This is a genomic window from Azospirillum melinis (genome assembly GCF_013340935.1).
In the GTDB taxonomy this organism is placed as follows: Bacteria; Pseudomonadota; Alphaproteobacteria; order Azospirillales; family Azospirillaceae; genus Azospirillum; species Azospirillum melinis.
Window position 1 is genome coordinate 49901 of sequence record NZ_WHOS01000002.1, and the last position, 16184, is coordinate 66084.

13 protein-coding genes are annotated in these 16184 nt (G+C 68.5%); 12 read left to right on the forward strand and 1 reads right to left on the reverse strand.

Features of this window, described 5'->3' with window-relative positions:
- The first annotated feature begins 3 nt into the window (after positions 1–3).
- The 6 genes from kdpB (at position 4) to GBZ48_RS01950 (ending at position 9960) form a co-directional block, all read left to right on the forward strand.
- Complete coding sequence (gene kdpB / locus GBZ48_RS01925) at positions 4–2124, forward strand: potassium-transporting ATPase subunit KdpB (RefSeq protein ID WP_174469463.1); 2121 nt, start codon at positions 4–6, stop codon at positions 2122–2124.
- A 10-nt stretch (positions 2125–2134) separates the two neighbouring features.
- The gene (locus tag GBZ48_RS01930) at positions 2135–2755 is read left to right on the forward strand and encodes a K(+)-transporting ATPase subunit C (RefSeq protein WP_174469464.1); all 621 of its coding nucleotides are present in this window, start codon (positions 2135–2137) and stop codon (positions 2753–2755) included.
- A 133-nt stretch (positions 2756–2888) separates the two neighbouring features.
- Positions 2889–5666: a sensor histidine kinase gene (locus GBZ48_RS01935; RefSeq protein WP_174469465.1), complete on the forward strand. Its 2778-nt coding sequence runs from the start codon at positions 2889–2891 to the stop codon at positions 5664–5666.
- The gene (locus GBZ48_RS01940) at positions 5663–6361 is read left to right on the forward strand and encodes a response regulator (protein WP_174469466.1); all 699 of its coding nucleotides are present in this window, start codon (positions 5663–5665) and stop codon (positions 6359–6361) included. The genes GBZ48_RS01935 and GBZ48_RS01940 overlap by 4 nt, the downstream gene beginning before the upstream one ends.
- Positions 6362–6878: 517 nt before the next feature.
- Positions 6879–8639, forward strand: coding sequence for an ABC transporter permease (locus GBZ48_RS01945; RefSeq protein WP_174469467.1), 1761 nt, complete (start codon positions 6879–6881; stop codon positions 8637–8639).
- A 13-nt stretch (positions 8640–8652) separates the two neighbouring features.
- A complete protein-coding gene (locus tag GBZ48_RS01950) occupies positions 8653–9960 on the forward strand; it encodes an ABC transporter ATP-binding protein (RefSeq protein WP_174469468.1) in 1308 nt (435 codons plus the stop codon).
- Positions 9961–10092: 132 nt separating this feature from the next.
- Here the strand turns inward: GBZ48_RS01950 and GBZ48_RS01955 are convergent, their stop codons facing one another.
- Positions 10093–10458 (reverse strand): hypothetical protein, encoded by a 366-nt coding sequence (locus GBZ48_RS01955; RefSeq protein WP_174469469.1) that lies wholly within the window; start codon positions 10456–10458, stop codon positions 10093–10095.
- A 279-nt stretch (positions 10459–10737) separates the two neighbouring features.
- Between GBZ48_RS01955 and GBZ48_RS01960 the strand changes: the two genes are divergently transcribed.
- The 6 genes from GBZ48_RS01960 (at position 10738) to GBZ48_RS01985 (ending at position 16179) form a co-directional block, all read left to right on the forward strand.
- The gene (locus GBZ48_RS01960) at positions 10738–11208 is read left to right on the forward strand and encodes a DUF2946 family protein (RefSeq protein WP_174469470.1); all 471 of its coding nucleotides are present in this window, start codon (positions 10738–10740) and stop codon (positions 11206–11208) included.
- Positions 11209–11259: 51 nt separating this feature from the next.
- A complete protein-coding gene (locus GBZ48_RS01965; RefSeq protein WP_174469471.1) occupies positions 11260–11793 on the forward strand; it encodes a YcnI family copper-binding membrane protein in 534 nt (177 codons plus the stop codon).
- Positions 11794–11930: 137 nt separating this feature from the next.
- On the forward strand, positions 11931–13634 hold the full coding sequence (locus GBZ48_RS01970; protein ID WP_174469472.1) for a copper resistance CopC/CopD family protein: 1704 nt from the start codon (positions 11931–11933) through the stop codon (positions 13632–13634).
- A gap of 38 nt (positions 13635–13672) precedes the next feature.
- Complete coding sequence (locus tag GBZ48_RS01975; RefSeq protein ID WP_174469473.1) at positions 13673–14047, forward strand: hypothetical protein; 375 nt, start codon at positions 13673–13675, stop codon at positions 14045–14047.
- A gap of 201 nt (positions 14048–14248) precedes the next feature.
- On the forward strand, positions 14249–14668 hold the full coding sequence (gene rbsD, locus GBZ48_RS01980) for a D-ribose pyranase (RefSeq protein WP_174469474.1): 420 nt from the start codon (positions 14249–14251) through the stop codon (positions 14666–14668).
- A 14-nt stretch (positions 14669–14682) separates the two neighbouring features.
- On the forward strand, positions 14683–16179 hold the full coding sequence (locus GBZ48_RS01985; RefSeq protein WP_174469475.1) for a sugar ABC transporter ATP-binding protein: 1497 nt from the start codon (positions 14683–14685) through the stop codon (positions 16177–16179).
- Positions 16180–16184: the final 5 nt, after the last annotated feature.

The following is a 16184-nucleotide window of genomic DNA, read 5'->3' on the forward strand; positions in this document are numbered from 1 at the left end:
CCCATGCATGCCAAAAGCAAACGGTCCGGCCGCACGCCAGCAAGATCGGCGGCCAGCACCCTGCTGGATCCCGCCATCCTGGTGCCGGCCATCGGCGGCTCCATCGCCAAGCTCTCCCCGCGCCAGATGATCCGCAACCCGGTGATGTTCTGCGTCGAGGTGGTGGCGGCGCTCACCACCCTGCTGGTCCTGCGCGATGCGGTCACGGGCGCCGGGGTCTCCGGCTTCGCCGTGCAGATCGTCGTCTGGCTGTGGTTCACGCTGATCTTCGCCAACTTCGCCGAGGCGGTGGCGGAAGGGCGCGGCAAGGCCCAGGCCGCCAGCCTGCGCAAGACCCGCACCGAGACCAGCGCCAGGAAGCTGGAGAACGGCACCGTCCGCACGGTGCCCGCCACCGATCTCAAGCCCGGCGACCTCGTGCTGGTCGAGGCCGGCGACATCATCCCGTCCGACGGCGAGGTGGTGGAAGGCGTCGCCTCGGTCAACGAGGCCGCCATCACCGGCGAATCCGCCCCCGTCATCCGCGAGAGCGGCGGCGACCGCTCGGCCGTCACCGGCGGCACCCAGGTGCTGTCCGACCAGATCAAGGTCCGGATCACCGCCGCCCCCGGCTCGACCTTCCTCGACCGCATGATCTCGCTGGTGGAGGGCGCCCAGCGCCAGAAGACCCCCAACGAGATCGCACTGAACATCCTGCTGGCCGGGCTGACCATCGTCTTCGTCATCGCGGTGGCGACGATCCCCAGCTTCGCCGCCTATGCCGGCGGGTCGGTCGGCGTGCTGGTGCTGGTGGCGCTGTTCGTCACGCTGATCCCGACCACCATCGGCGCTCTGCTGTCCGCGATCGGCATCGCCGGCATGGACCGCCTCGTCCGCTTCAACGTGCTCGCCATGTCAGGCCGGGCGGTGGAGGCGGCGGGCGACGTGGATACGCTGCTGCTCGACAAGACCGGTACCATCACGCTGGGCAACCGCCAGGCGGCCGAGTTCCTGCCGGTCGCCGGCGTCGGCGAGGAAGAGCTGGCCGACGCCGCCCAACTCGCCTCGCTGGCCGACGAGACGCCGGAAGGCCGGTCCATCGTCGTGCTCGCCAAGGAGGAATACGGCATCCGCGCCCGCAGGATGGAGGAGATGCACGCCTACTTCGTCCCCTTCACCGCCCAGACCCGCATCAGCGGCATCGACACCGATGGCACGGTGATCCGCAAGGGTGCGGTGGACGCGGTGCTGGCCCATGTGAACGGGGCGCAGCGCGTCGCGGTGGCCGGCGGCCGCGGCGTCACCGCGCTGCACCCGGCCGCCGGCCCGGCGGAGCGGGAAATCCTCGCCATCGCGGAACGGGTGGCCAAGGCCGGCGGCACGCCGCTGGCGGTGGCCCGAGACGGCCGGCTGCTCGGCATCATCCACCTGAAGGACATCGTCAAGGGCGGCATCCGCGAACGCTTCGCCGCCCTGCGCCAGATGGGCATCCGCACGGTGATGATCACCGGCGACAACCCGATGACCGCTGCCGCCATCGCCGCCGAGGCCGGGGTGGACGATTTCCTCGCCCAGGCGACGCCCGAAGCCAAGCTCCAGCTGATCCGCGACGAGCAGGCGAAGGGCAAGCTGGTCGCCATGTGCGGCGACGGCACCAACGATGCGCCGGCACTGGCCCAGGCCGATGTCGGGGTGGCGATGAACACCGGCACCGTCGCGGCGCGCGAGGCCGGCAACATGGTCGATCTGGACAGCGACCCGACCAAGCTGATCGAGATCGTCGAGATCGGCAAGCAGCTGCTGATGACCCGCGGCGCGCTCACCACCTTCTCCATCGCCAATGACGTGGCGAAGTATTTCGCCATCATCCCGGCGATGTTCCTCGCTTTCTACCCGCAGCTCCAGGCGCTGAACGTGATGGGGCTGCACAGCCCGGAAAGCGCCATCCTGTCGGCGATCATCTTCAACGCGCTGATCATCGTGGCGCTGATCCCGCTGGCGCTGCGCGGCGTGCGCTATCGCGCCGTCGGTGCCGCCTCGCTGCTGCGCCGCAACCTGCTGATCTACGGCCTTGGCGGCCTCGTGGTGCCCTTCGTCGGCATCAAGGCGATCGACCTGATCGTCACCGCCGCCGGTCTTGTTTGAGGAGCCTGTCATGTTGAAGGATCTGCGTCCCGCCCTGGTGATGACCGTCGCGCTGACGGCCATCACCGGACTCGCCTACCCGCTGGCCGTCACCGGCGCCGCGCAAGTCCTGTTCCCGCACCAGGCCAACGGCAGCCTGATCGAACGGAACGGGACAATCGTCGGCTCCAGCCTGATCGGGCAGGATTTCACCGGCGCGGGCTATTTCCACCCGCGCCCCTCGGCCACCACCGGCGCCGACCCCGCCGACCCGGCCAAGACCGTGCCGTCTCCCTACAACGCGGCGAACTCGATGGGCTCCAACCTCGGCCCGACCAGCAAGGCACTGGTCGACCGCGTTCAGGCCGACGCCGAAAAGCTGAAGGCCGAAAATCCCGGCGTCCCGGTTCCGGTGGAGCTGGTGACCACATCGGGCAGTGGTCTCGACCCCGATCTGTCGCCGGCAGCCGCCGACTTCCAGGTGCCTCGCGTCGCCAAGGCCCGCGGCCTGACGGAAGATGCGGTACGCAAGCTGGTTGCCGATACAACCGAACCGCGCCCGCTCGGTTTCCTGGGCGAGCCGACCGTCAACGTCCTGGCGCTCAACCTCGCCCTGGACCAAGCAGCCGGCAAAGCAGCAGGAGGCAAGTAGCCGGCCGGTGCTGTGCAATGGGACCGTCGGAATCGGCTATCCTCCGCAACGGCCGGCGGAGTAATCCATAGCCGGGCTTGAGGCCGGGTTTGGGACCGCATCTGGAGCGGCGGGAGCGGAAAGGGACGATGCCATGACCGACGAACAGGGCGACCGCATCCAGGGCGACCGCGCCGGCCGGCCATCTCCCGACGCGCTGCTGCGCCAGGCGGCGAAGGAGGCGCAGGGACGGCTCAAGATCTTTCTTGGGGCCGCCCCCGGCGTCGGCAAGACCTTCGAGATGCTGCAAACCGCCCAGGCCAAGCGCCGCGATGGCGTCGACATCGTCGTCGGGGTGGTCGAAACCCACGGACGGCGCGAGACGGAGGCGCTGGTCGCCGGGCTGGAGGTGGTTCCGCGCCGCACCATCGAGCACAAGGGCCATGTCCTGACCGAGATGGATGTGGACGCCATCCTCGCCCGTCGCCCGAAAATCGTGCTGGTCGACGAGCTGGCCCACACCAACGCCGACGGCGGCCGCCATCCGAAGCGGTATCTCGACGTCGAGGAGCTGCTGGCTGCCGGCATCGACGTCTACACCACCCTGAACATCCAGCATGTCGAAAGCCTGAACGACGTCGTCGCCAAGATCACCCGCGTCCGCGTCCGCGAGACGGTGCCCGATTCGATCCTCGACCGGGCCGACGACATCGAGGTCATCGACATCGCGCCCGACGACCTGATCCAGCGCCTCCAGCAGGGCAAGGTCTATGTCCCGCGCACGGCCGAGCGGGCGATCCGGCATTATTTCTCGCCCGGAAACCTGACGGCACTCCGCGAGCTTGCGCTGCGGCGCACCGCCGACCGCGTCGACGAGCAGCTGCTGACCCACATGCAGGCGCATGCCATCTCCGGCCCCTGGGCTGCCGGCGAGCGGCTGCTGGTCTGCATCAACGAGGACGCCAGCGGCGGCGCCCTGGTCCGTTACGCCCGCCGTCAGGCCGAGCGGCTGCGCGCCCGCTGGGGCGCCATCCATGTCGAGACGAGCCGGGCGCTGCGCCTGAGCGAGGCCGACCGCGACCGCATCGCCGACACGCTGCGTCTGGTGGAGCGGTTGGGCGGCGAGGCGGTCACGCTGCCCGGCAGCGATGTCGCCGACACCGTCGTCGACTATGCGCTCACCAACAACGTCACGCACATCGTCATCGCCAAATCCACCCGTCCGCGCTGGTCGGAACTGCTGAACGGCTCCGTGGCGCACAGCCTGATCCGCCGGGCGGGCGACATCAGCGTGCATGTCATCGCCGCCAGTTCCGGCACCCCGCTTCCCGCCAGGACGGTCAGGACGGAGGCGGCCCGGCAGCGGGCCTTCGCATGGTGGCCCTACGTCGCCAGCACGGGCTATGTCGCGGCGGCGCTGGGCGCCGGGCATGTCCTACACCGGGTGCTGGCCCTCAACAACATGGCGCTGGTCTTCCTGACCGCCGTGCTGGCGAGCGCCGTCACCGGCGGGCTGGCCCCGTCGCTCTATGCCAGCGTGATCAGCGTCCTCGCCTTCAACTATTTCTTCCTGCCGCCGCTCTACACCTTCACGATTTCCGATCCGGAGAACATCGTCGCCTTGCTGGTCTTCGCCGTCGTCTCGGTGATCGCCAGCAACCTGACCGCCCGCGTCCGCGCCCAGGCGGTGACCGCGAGGCTCCGCGCCAAGACGACGGAAGACCTCTACCAGTTCAGCCGCAAGCTGGCCGGCGTGGTGACCATGGACGATTTGCTGTGGGCCACCGCCTACCAGATCGCCGCCATGCTGAAGGTCCATGTCGTTCTGCTGCTGCCCGAGAATGGACCTGGGGATGGTGCCGGGAAGGGCCCAGGAAATGGCAGTGTTGCGGTCAGGGCCGGCTATCCGCCGGAGGACGTCATCGAGGACGCCGATCTGGCCGCGGCGGTCTGGGCATGGGAAAACAACCGGCCGACCGGCAAGGGCGCGGACACGCTTCCCGGCGCCAAGTGGCTGTTCCTGCCGATGCGCACCGGGCGGGGCGTCGTCGGGGTGGTCGGCATCGACACCGGCGGCGGAAAGGGGCGGACCGGCGGTTACCTGACGCCGGATGAGCGCCGGCTTCTCGACGCGCTGATCGATCAGGCCGCCCTGGCGATCGAACGGGTGACGCTTGCCGAAGATGTCGACCGCAGCAAGCTGGCGGCGGAAACCGAACGGTTGCGCTCGGCCCTGCTCACCTCGATCTCGCATGACCTGCGCACGCCGCTGGCCTCCATCCTGGGCTCGGCGACCAGCCTCGTCGGCTATGGACCGATGATGGACGAGGACGACCGGCGCGACCTCGCGGCGACCATCCAGGAGGAGGCGGAGCGTCTCAACCGCTTCATCGCCAATTTGCTGGACATGACGCGGCTGGAATCCGGGGCCATCCGGCCGCGCACAGGTGCGGTCGACCTGTCCGAGGTGGTCGGCAGCGCGTTGGAGCGGGTGTCCCGCATCCTCGCCGGCCATCGGGTCGAGGTCGATCTTGCCGCCGGCCTGCCGATGGTGGACATCGATGCCGTATTGATCGAACAGGCGCTGTTCAACCTGCTCGACAATGCCGGCAAATACGCGCCGGCCGGGTCGACGATCACGGTGCGCGGACGGCAGGATGGCACCCTCGTCCGCATCGAGGTGCTGGACGAGGGAGGCGGCATTCCGCCCGAGGATGTGGAGCGCATCTTCGACAAGTTCTACCGTGTCCATGCCCAGGACCGGCAGCGCGCCGGCACCGGGCTGGGGCTGGCGATCTGCCGGGGCTTCGTCGAGGCGATGGGCGGGACGGTCACGGCCGGCAACCGCCGCGACCGGAGCGGCGCCGTCTTCACCCTGACCCTCCCCAAGGCAGCCGACATGTCCGGATATGAAGAGGAAGCCGCCGCATGAAATCGGACTCCATCCCGCTGCGCGTGCTCGTCGTCGATGACGAACCGCCGATCCGGCGCTTTCTGCGCACCAGCCTGACCGCCCAGGGATACGACATCGTCGAGGCGGAGGACGGGACCAAGGCCCTGGAGGAGGTGCGGCGGCGCTCCCCCGATCTGCTGGTCCTCGATCTCGGGCTGCCGGGCATCGACGGGCTGGAGGTCATCCGCCGCCTGCGCGGAAGCGGCGCGACCCTGCCGATCATCGTGCTGTCCAGCCGGGTCGACGAGGCCGGAAAGGTCGAGGCGCTCGATCTAGGTGCGGACGACTATGTGACCAAGCCCTTCGGGGTCGAGGAACTGCTGGCCCGCATCCGCACGGCCATGCGCCACAAGCTGCAACAGCAGGGGGAACGCCCGCTGTTCCGCAGCGGCGACCTGACGGTCGATCTGGTCCGGCGCATCGTCACCGTGCGCGGCGAGGACGTGAAGCTGTCGCCGCGCGAGTACGACCTGCTGCGGCTTCTGGTGGCGCATGCCGGCAAGGTGCTGACCCACCGCTTCATCCTCAAGGAGGTGTGGGGCGGTGAAACCGACATCCAATATCTGCGGATCTACATCCGCCAGTTGCGGCAGAAGATCGAGCCCGATCCTGAGCGGCCCCATCACATCCTGACCGAGACGGGGGTCGGATACCGGCTGCGCGCACCGGATTGAAGCGACTGCGCGTTTCCCGCCGACCGCCCCGCGACAGCCGCCGACACAGGTTTCATGACGATTCGATGACGGGTGGCCGCAAGCCGATTCCCGCTCTTGACCTTGGCCGGCCAGGGGAGTAGAGGGGCGGCATCGTCACCGCATGATCGTTCTTGTCCGCCCTGCCCGCCGGGTCGGCGGCCGGATCGAAAAGGCAAGAGATGGACAGCCCCAGTAGTCGATCTACTCACATTCCCCTGACGACACCGTTCGCGGGCTGACCTCTTGAAGGGGTTCACCCGCGGCCCGTCGTCTTCGGGCCGATCAGAGGTGGACCATGGTGAAGCTCCTCACCATCCCGGTTTCCATGCGCCGCCGCTCCGATGGGCGCGGGTGCTTTTCCGTGACGGGCGACCTGCGCCCGCCAAGTCGCTGACCCCACGCCACTCCTCCTGAAAATCCGCATCGGCGCCTCTGCCGCGCCGCCACCGTTTTCCTTGCCGGCCGGTCCCACGACGGGACCGCAGGATGGATAGTCATGGTCTGGATCAACACGAATGTCTCGGTGAAGGCGGCCGACGCCGCGCCGAACCGGTGGGACGTCGTCGCCCTGCCGCTGGTCATCGGCCTGCTGGCCCTGCTCGCCATCGGCGGCCATCAGATGGCCCTGCCGCTCGACAGCGTCGAAGAGGTGCCGGTCACGCTGGACCCCTGGATGCTGCCGGAATACGCCCTGCGCTCGACACTGCGGATGCTGGCGGCGATGGCGGCTTCGCTGCTGTTCACCTTCACCTATGCCACGCTGGCGGCCAAGAGCCGGCGGGCCGGCATGCTGCTGATCCCGGTGCTGGACGTGCTCCAGTCGGTGCCGGTGCTGGGATACATCTCCTTCACCGTCGTCTTCTTCCTGGGGCTTTTCCCGGGCAGCGTGCTGGGAGCCGAATGCGCGGCGATCTTCGCCATCTTCACCAGCCAGGCCTGGAACATGGCCTTCAGCTTCTACCAGTCGCTGCGCACCGTCCCGCGCGACTTGGACGAGGCGGCGACCGGCTTCGGCTTTTCCGGCTGGCAGCGCTTCTGGACGCTGGAAGCGCCCTATGCCGCACCCGGACTGGTGTGGAACATGATGATGTCGATGTCCGGCGGCTGGTTCTTCGTCGTCGCGTCGGAGGCGATCACCGTCGGCGACCACACCATCACCCTGCCCGGCATCGGCTCCTACCTCGCCAAGGCCATCGACGGGCAGCGGCTGGACGCCGTCGGCTGGGCGGTGCTGGCAATGCTGCTGGTGATCCTGGCCTATGACCAGCTGCTGTTCCGCCCGCTGGTCGCCTGGGCCGACAAGTTCCGGGTCGAACTGACCGGGGCGCAGGAGGTCCCGGAGTCCTGGCTGCTCACCCTGTTCCAGCGCACCCGCTTCTTCCGCGCCGTCTTCGCACCGTTCGAGCGGATGCTCGGCCAGTTGGTCTGGCTTCGCCTGCCGGTGGGCGGTGCGAGCCGCGGTGCGGCGGGCGGCCTGCGGACGGTCGGCGGGCTGCTCGACCGGGTGCCGGCGCAGGCCGTCGACGTGGTCTGGTATCTGCTCCTGGCGGTGGCGGGCCTGTGGGCCGGCTGGTCGATGATCGCCTTCGTCTCCTCCGGCGTCGAATTGGGCGATGTCGGCACCGTGCTTCTGCTCGGTGGTGCCACGCTGCTGCGGGTGATCGTGCTGATCGCGGTGGCGACGCTGGTCTGGGTACCGCTGGGCGTGCTGATCGGGCTGCGGCCCCGGCTGGCGGAGAAGGTCCAGCCGGCGGCCCAGTTCCTCGCCGCCTTTCCGGCCAACCTGCTGTTCCCGGTGGCGGTGATCGCCATCGTCCGCTTCGACCTGAACCCGGATGTCTGGCTCAGCCCGCTGATGATCCTCGGCACCCAGTGGTACATCCTGTTCAACGTCATCGCCGGGGCCACCGCCTTTCCCGGCGACCTGAAGGAGGCGGCGGCCAATTTCCGCATCCGCGGCTGGCAATGGTGGCGCGACGTCATGCTGCCGGGCGTCTTCCCCTACTATGTCACCGGGGCGGTCACCGCGTCCGGCGGGTCGTGGAACGCCAGCATCGTGGCGGAGGCGGTGAACTGGGGCGACACCCGGCTGACCGCCCATGGCTTGGGCAGCTACATCGCCCAGGCCACCGAGGCCGGCGACTACCCCCGCATCGTGCTGGGCATCGCCGTCATGTCGCTGTTCGTCATCCTGTTCAACCGTCTGCTGTGGCGTCCGCTCTATGCGTTCGCCGAACGCCGCCTGCGCCTCGCCTGAGGAGGACCCCGCCATGCTGAACACCCGCAACACCACCATCTTCGAACTGAGCGGCGTCCGTCAGGCCTATGCCAAGCCGTCGGGGCAGGATTACGTCGTGCTCGACAACGTCGATTTGACCTTGCGCGACGGCGAGATCGTCGGGCTGCTCGGCCGCTCCGGCTCGGGCAAATCGACTCTGCTGCGCATCGTCGCCGGGCTGGTCAAGCCGACCGGCGGCTCCGTCCGCCATCATGGCGAACCGGTCGCCGGCCCGGCCGACGGGGTGGCGATGGTCTTCCAGACCTTCGCACTGTTCCCCTGGCTGACGGTGTGGGAGAACGTCATGGCCGGTCTGAAGGCCAAGGGCGTGCCGGTTCGGGAGGCCGAGGCACGGACCGAGGAGGCCATCGACCTGATCGGCCTGTCCGGCTTCGAATCCGCCTATCCCAAGGAGCTGTCCGGCGGCATGCGCCAGCGGGTGGGATTCGCCCGCGCGCTGGTGGTCCATCCGGAAATCCTGCTGATGGACGAGCCCTTCTCGGCACTGGACGTGCTGACGGCGGAGACTCTGCGCACCGACCTGCTCGACCTGTGGATGGAGCGGCGGCTGCCGATCAAGTCGATCCTGATGGTGACCCACAACATCGAGGAGGCGGTGCTGATGTGCGACCGCATCCTGGTCTTCTCCTCCAACCCCGGCAGGGTGGCGGCGGAGATCCGGGTGGACATCCCCCACCCGCGCAACCGTCTGGACCCGCAGTTCCGCGCCATGGTGGACGACATCTATGGCCGGATGACCGCGCGCAAGCCCCTGGTGGCATCGTCGCCGGCGGCCAAGCAGCCGCCGGCCCATGCCGTGCCGCTCGAGCATGTGTCGACCAACCTGCTGGCCGGCCTGCTGGAGACGCTGGCTTCGCCGGCCTACCATGGCAAGGCGGACCTGCCGCATCTGGCCGCGGCGCTCCAGCATGAGATCGACGACCTGTTCCCGATCGCCGAGACGTTGCAGATGCTGGGACTGGCGGAGGTGGCGGAGGGCGACATCCACCTGACCGAGCCCGGCCGGCTGTTCGCCGAATCCGGCCTGGAGGACCGCAAGCGGCTGTTCGCGGAGCATCTGATCCGCTACGTGCCGCTTGCTGCCCACATCCACGGCCTGCTGAAGGAATCGGTGACGCAGCGCGTGCCGAGCAACCGCATCCGCGCCGACCTGACGCCTTTCATGAGCGAGGGCTATGCCGAGGAGACGCTGAAGGCGGTCACCAGCTGGGCACGCTATGCCGAGCTGTTCACCTACGATGACGAGACCGAGACCTTCGCGTTCGAGGACGCGGACTGAACGGACGGACGGAGCCGTTCACAGGAGCCGGCCCCGTCAATTCAGCGGAAGCCGGATCGGCACCGACGCTTCCCGTCGGCTGTCCGGTCCGGCATCGTCCCGGTGCTGTCCGCAGTCAGGGATGGCGGCCAATCATTTGCGGGCGCATGTCTTCACATCGTCTTCGCTGATCGAGAAGGCATAGGCCTCGGTCCCCGACAGGGCGACATTGCGCAGGACGCAGGTGCGTCCCTTCTTGTCCTTCATTCTGACATCCCAGGTTCCCGGCTTGACGTCGCTGAGCTTCAGCCGCTCATCGGCCTCGACCGTCTTGTCCTTGTCGTTCAGCGTCTGGTTCTTGCCCCACTTGTTCGTGCCGGGTTCGGCGAGTTTCAGCTCGGTGATGGTTTCGGTGGTCAGGTTCCAGAACTTCAGCGTCTGCGCCGTCTGGGCCTGCGCTGTCGTGACGAACGATCCCACGCACAGCAGCAGAATGGGGATAAGGCTGTTCCGTTTCATGATTTTTCCTCCCTTGGGTTGCGCAAGGCACGCTCGATCTGAGCACAGGCCAGGAAGAAGCGGAATGCGACAATGGGATAAGCTGATTGTGTGAGTGGCGTCTCGCGAGTGGTGCGAGACCACGCGGAGACAGCACAACCCAGGGCACGGGCTGCCGGCGACCGCCCGCACACCATCGGAGAGGGTGGTCAAATCGTCCCGCCACCGCCGAATGGCTTGACTGGACCCGGCTGCGCGTGAAGGTTGGTTACGGCTTTCCGCAACAGCCGGCTCCCCCGTATGGCCCGCCGCCAGACCGCGCGCAACCCGCATGCCTCCCTCCGGATCGGCGCCCCCGCCGGCACGGTCGGGCTGCGCCGCGCGCTGGTTGGCTGGCTTGCCGTCCTGGCTCTGCTGATCCAGGTGGCGGTTCCCGATCTGGCCATGGCGGCACGGGCACAGGCGGGATTGCCCGCCGGGTTCCTGACCGCTCCGACGGCGGCCGACCATTGCGGCACCACCCCGTCCGATGCACAGGACAGCGAAGGGCTGGCTGGCGGAGACCATGACGGTTCCAGCCATCCCGTCATGGATCATGACAGCCTCTGCGCCTTCTGCCTTGTGCTCAGCATCCATGGCCTGCTCCCCGGTTCCGCGGTCGTCCGGCCACAGGCTGTCCATCGCGTGCCGGTCGCCGCACCGGTTGCCGCCGGCATTCGCCCGGACGACCATTTCCTGACCTGCCTCAATCCCCGCGCTCCGCCGGTGTGACGGCCTGTTCCCCCGTCATCACCGGACCATCATTCCGTTCAGGAGCGCACCATGACCCGCATCATTTCCCTGGCGCTCGCCGCCGGGACCCTTTGCCTTGCCCTGTCCGCCGGCAGCGCCGCTGCGCATGTCACGCTGGAAACCCGCGAAGCGCCGGCCGGCAGCTATTACAAGGCGGTGCTCAAGGTCGGCCACGGCTGCGACGGCTCGCCGACCACTGCCATCCGCGTCCGCCTGCCCGACGGGGCGGTGCTGGCCAAGCCGATGCCGAAGCCGGGCTGGACCCTGGCGACCAAGGAAGGCCCCTACGCCCAGCCTTATGAGTCGCACGGCCGCAGCATCACCCAGGGCGTCACCGAAATCGCCTGGACCGGCGGCAGCCTGCCCGACGCTTGGTACGACGAGTTCGTCTTTCAGGTCGTGCTGCCCAAACAGCCCGCCGGCACCATGCTTTACATCCCGGTGGTGCAGGAGTGCGAGAAGGGCGTCCACCGCTGGATCGAGATCCCCGAAGCCGGCAAACCGGCGGACGATTATCGGGAGCCGGCACCGGGCCTCAAGCTGACCGAACCCAAGCAGCACTGACGGCGCCCCGGCACCGGCCGGAAGATCGGGCTGCATGCCGGCTGCCGCGACGGCTGAGCGGCATGCAGCCCCTTGGCCGCCTCCCCCTTGGCCACATCTCTTCCGGCCCTCGCCCTTCCCGATAGCGAGGCATCTTCATGCATCCCAGCCCGCGTCGCAGGCTTACGGGTCTGTCCGTCCTCTTCTTCGCCCTGCTGCTCCTCGCTGCCCTGCCGCGGACCGGCTGGGCCCATGCCGTCCTGATGGAGTCCGTGCCGGCCGACGGCGCCAGCCTCGACGCCGCGCCGGCAGCCCTGTCGCTGGAGTTCAATGAACCTGTCACTCCGGTCCGCATCCAACTACTCGACGGGCAGGGGCAGGACATGGCCGATCCGCAGGGTGCGCTGGCGGAGAACAACCGCGTCCGCCTCGCCCTGCCGCCGGGTCTGTCGAAGGGCCTGTACGTCGCCAGCTATCGCGTCACCTCCGCGGACGGCCATCCCGTCGCAGGTTCATTCACGTTCGGAATCGGTGTGACGCCGGCACCGACGACCGGCACGCCCCCGGTGGACGATCCGTCCCGGGCTGCCGCCTTCGCCGGGCTGCTGCTGCGGGCGATGCACTATGCCGCCCTGCTGGCGGGGACCGGGGGTGGCCTGTTCCTGGTGCTGGTGACCGGGCGCTGGGCACCGCTCAACGACCGCCTGAAACCCGCGCTGTGCCTGATGCTGCTGGTGGCCGGCCTGTCGGCGGCGGGGCTGGTGGGAGTGACCGGGGCGACTCTGGCCGGCCAGCCGCTGGCCGCCCTGGCGACAGCAGCACCCTGGAGCATCGGGGCGGGGAGCAGCGTCGGCCTCAGCGCCGGCATCGCTCTGCTGGCCCTGCTCTGCTCGGCTTGCGGCTTGACCATCGAGGCCCGCTCTGCGATGGGACCGGCGCTGCTGGTGGTGGGGGCGTTGCTGGGGGCTGCCTCACTGGCCGCCACCGGCCACGCCGCCACGGCTCCTCCCCGCTGGCTGAGTGCACCGCTTGTCGGCCTGCACGGGCTGATGGCGGCCTTCTGGGTCGGCGCCTTCTGGCCGTTGTCCATGGCACTGCGCCTGGAATCCCCGGCCGAGGCCGCGAGGCTGACGCGCCGCTTCTCGCGCATCGCCATCGGTGCCGTGGCCGCTCTGGCCGGAGCCGGCATGGTTCTGTCCGCGATCCAACTCCAGTCGGTGCAGGCCGTGCTGTCCAGCGGCTATGGTTGGCTATGGCTGGGTAAGATGCTGGCAGTCCTGCTGCTGCTCGCACTGGCAGCGTGGAACCGGCAATTCCTGACTCCTGCCCTGGACAGGAACGGTGACCGGAGTGGCGACCGCGCCGTCAGGTCCCTGCGGCGGAGCATCGGCCTGGAGATGGCGGCGGCAGGAACCGCCCTACTGCTGACGGCGGCCTTCGCCCTGACGCCGCCGCCGCGCGCACTCCATGCAAACGAGGAGAAGCCGCCGGCCGGCTTTTCCGCCGTCACGGTGAAAGGCGGGCTCATCGCCCTCATCGACGTCGGCCCGGCCAGTCCTGGGCGCAACGGCGTCCGGCTTCACCTTCAGAACGAGGACGGCAAACCGGTTGCCGCCCGTGAGGTGACGATGAATTGGGAGCTTCCTTCGGCGGGTGTGGCTCCGCTGCGGCATGCCCTGACGAGCTTCGGTCCCGGCTTCTTCGGAGCCGACGACACGACGCTGCCGCTGGCCGGGCAATGGTCGTTGCGCCTTGAGGTGCTGATCGACGATTTCGACAAGCGGGTGTTCCAGACGGAGGTTCCGATCAGGGAAACGCCGGCAAGCACGGAGGGGATTCCCACGAGCCCGAACCTTCGCTAGAATCGAGCCCGGTCCCGCCATCCACGGTCTTCGATCCCATGGTCAACAGCGCTGACAACTCCAGCCCGTCCATCGATCTCCGCTGTGACCATTGCGGCCGGCCACATGGGCAGATGCTTCGTTGCCTGCCCGACGGCCGTTGGCTGTCGCCCGACAACGGGTGGATCGACGCCAACGGCGACCAGGCGTCCTGGCCGGATGTCGTCGACTACGCCCGTCTGCGTCACTCGCGTGCCGTTGTCGGTCTCTACCGTCAGTCGGCAGCGGCAAGGATGGCCGCTGAGGTCAGTCACCGGCTCTGCCGTCGCTGCCACCTCGTGACCGGTCGCGAGGAACATCGACGGGTGGCGCGACTGCGGGCCCTCACGCGCTTCGCCCTCGGCGACCTGTTCGACGGCACCTACGCCGTCTGAGCGGCGGCCGGACACGCGCAGGCAAGCCCGGCGCATAAATCACTGAAGCCCGGCATTTCTTGATGCCCTGGAACGACGGCACAGCATTGCGCCGTCGGCGAAAGCGCGCGGAATTGGTGCGGCGCAGCAACGCAAACGTTTGCGCAAACGTTTCGATGGCGCTAGCTTCGGCCTGTCCCGCCCAGTTGGAGCCGCTTTGCGATGAAACGGATTGGCCTTCTCAATGCCCCGCTCAGCCATGCGATCGCCTCGCTTGGCCATACGCAGGCGTTGGTCATCGCCGATGCGGGGCTGCCGATTCCGGCCGGACCGGAGCGGATCGACCTTGCGGTGACGCCGGGCCTGCCGTCCTTCCTCGAGATCCTCGACGCGGTGGCGGACGAGATGATGGTGGAGCGCGTGGTGATCGCGGGCGAAATGGCTATCGTGAATCCGTCGCTGCGCGCCCAGCTGTCGGTGCGGCTGGACCGCATGGCCGCGGCGCAGGGCCGGCAGATCGCGGTGGAGGAAGTCCCCCATGAAGAGTTCAAGCGGCTGACCGTGTCCTCCGCCGCTGTCGTGCGCACGGGCGAGTGCAGCCCCTACGCCAACATCCTTCTCTATTCCGGCGTAACCTTCTGAGCGCAGAGGGCGTGATGGATTCCCGATCCGGATTCCTGCTCGACCTCCAGGGGGTCGGCAAAGGCTTTAACGGCGTGACGGTGCTGGACGGGGTGGATTTCCGCCTGCGTGCCGGCGAGGTCATGGCCCTGATCGGGGAGAATGGCGCCGGCAAATCGACGCTGATGCGGATCGTCACCGGCATCCTCCAGCCGGACAGCTCCAGCGCGATGATGTTCCGCGGCCAGCCGGTGCGCTTCACCGCGCCGCGGCAGGCCATCGACGCCGGCATCGCGATGATCCATCAGGAACTGAACCTGCTCCCCCACCTGTCGGTGGCCGACAACATCTGGCTGGGGCGCGAACCGCGCAACCGGCTGGGCCTGATCGACCGCGGCCGCATGCGGCGCGAAGCAAAGGCCCTGCTGGAGCGGCTGCGCCAGACCATCGATCCGGACTGTCCGGTCGGAAGCCTCAGCGTCGGGCAGCAGCAGATGGTGGAGATCGCCCGCGCCCTGTCGCTGAACGCCGAACTGATCGTCATGGACGAGCCGACCGACGCGCTGACCGACGTCGAGACCGCCGTCCTGTTCGAAGTGATCCGCGGCCTGAAGGCCGACGGCAAGGGCATCGTCTACATCTCGCACCGGCTGGGCGAAATCTTCGCGCTGTGCGACAGCGTCACGGTCCTGCGCGACGGCCACATGGTCCATCGCGGAGCGGTCGCCGATCTCGACGAGGCGGCCCTGATCCGCCACATGGTGGGCCGCTCGATCACCGACCAGTATCCCTATCTGCCCTGTCCTGCCGGGGCCGAGCGGCTGACGGTGGAGGGATTGAGCGCCGACGGCGTGAACGATGTCAGCTTCAGTGCCGCCGGTGGCGAGATTCTGGGATTCGCCGGGCTGATGGGCGCCGGGCGGACCGAACTGGGCAAGGCGATCTTCGGCGCCAGCCGGCTGCGCGCCGGCAGCGTCCGCGTCGATGGCGCCGAGGTGCGGCTGCGCCATCCCCGCGACGGCGTCGCCGCCGGCATCGCCTATGTTCCGGAAGACCGCAAGGCAGAGGGGCTGATCCAGGGCCATTCGATCCGCACCAACATGTCGCTGGCGGCGCTCAAGCAGCTCTGCGGCCCCGGCGGTGTCGTCCGCCAGGCCGACGAGCGGACGGCCGTCGACCGCTTCATGGCCGCCTTCGCCGTCAAGGCGCATGGCATCGGGGCGGAGGTGCGGACGCTGTCCGGCGGCAACCAGCAGAAGATCTCGCTGGCCAAGGCGCTGATGCTGTCGCCCAAAATCGTGATCCTCGACGAGCCGACGCGCGGCGTCGATGTCGGCGCACGGCGCGAGATCTACGGCCTGATCAACGATCTGAAGGCCAAGGGCCTGTGCATCCTGCTGATGTCCTCGGACATGCCGGAGTTGTTGGGCCTGTCGGACCGCATCCTGGTGATGGCGGGCGGTCGGATCACCGGCCGCTTCGGCCGGGACGAGGCGACCCAGGAAAAGATCATGGCCTGCGCGATCGGCTGACGGGC

Excerpts from the sequence above, each read along its gene's own strand:
- kdpB (WP_174469463.1), top strand. The coding sequence starts at position 4 with ATGCATGCCAAAAGCAAACGGTCCGGCCGCACGCCAGCAAGATCGGCG.
- GBZ48_RS01930 (WP_174469464.1), top strand. The coding sequence starts at position 2,135 with ATGTTGAAGGATCTGCGTCCCGCCCTGGTGATGACCGTCGCGCTGACG.
- GBZ48_RS01935 (WP_174469465.1), top strand. The coding sequence starts at position 2,889 with ATGACCGACGAACAGGGCGACCGCATCCAGGGCGACCGCGCCGGCCGG.
- GBZ48_RS01940 (WP_174469466.1), top strand. The coding sequence starts at position 5,663 with ATGAAATCGGACTCCATCCCGCTGCGCGTGCTCGTCGTCGATGACGAA.
- GBZ48_RS01945 (WP_174469467.1), top strand. The coding sequence starts at position 6,879 with ATGGTCTGGATCAACACGAATGTCTCGGTGAAGGCGGCCGACGCCGCG.
- GBZ48_RS01950 (WP_174469468.1), top strand. The coding sequence starts at position 8,653 with ATGCTGAACACCCGCAACACCACCATCTTCGAACTGAGCGGCGTCCGT.
- GBZ48_RS01955 (WP_174469469.1), bottom strand. The coding sequence starts at position 10,458 with ATGAAACGGAACAGCCTTATCCCCATTCTGCTGCTGTGCGTGGGATCG.
- GBZ48_RS01960 (WP_174469470.1), top strand. The coding sequence starts at position 10,738 with ATGGCCCGCCGCCAGACCGCGCGCAACCCGCATGCCTCCCTCCGGATC.
- GBZ48_RS01965 (WP_174469471.1), top strand. The coding sequence starts at position 11,260 with ATGACCCGCATCATTTCCCTGGCGCTCGCCGCCGGGACCCTTTGCCTT.
- GBZ48_RS01970 (WP_174469472.1), top strand. The coding sequence starts at position 11,931 with ATGCATCCCAGCCCGCGTCGCAGGCTTACGGGTCTGTCCGTCCTCTTC.
- GBZ48_RS01975 (WP_174469473.1), top strand. The coding sequence starts at position 13,673 with ATGGTCAACAGCGCTGACAACTCCAGCCCGTCCATCGATCTCCGCTGT.
- rbsD (WP_174469474.1), top strand. The coding sequence starts at position 14,249 with ATGAAACGGATTGGCCTTCTCAATGCCCCGCTCAGCCATGCGATCGCC.
- GBZ48_RS01985 (WP_174469475.1), top strand. The coding sequence starts at position 14,683 with ATGGATTCCCGATCCGGATTCCTGCTCGACCTCCAGGGGGTCGGCAAA.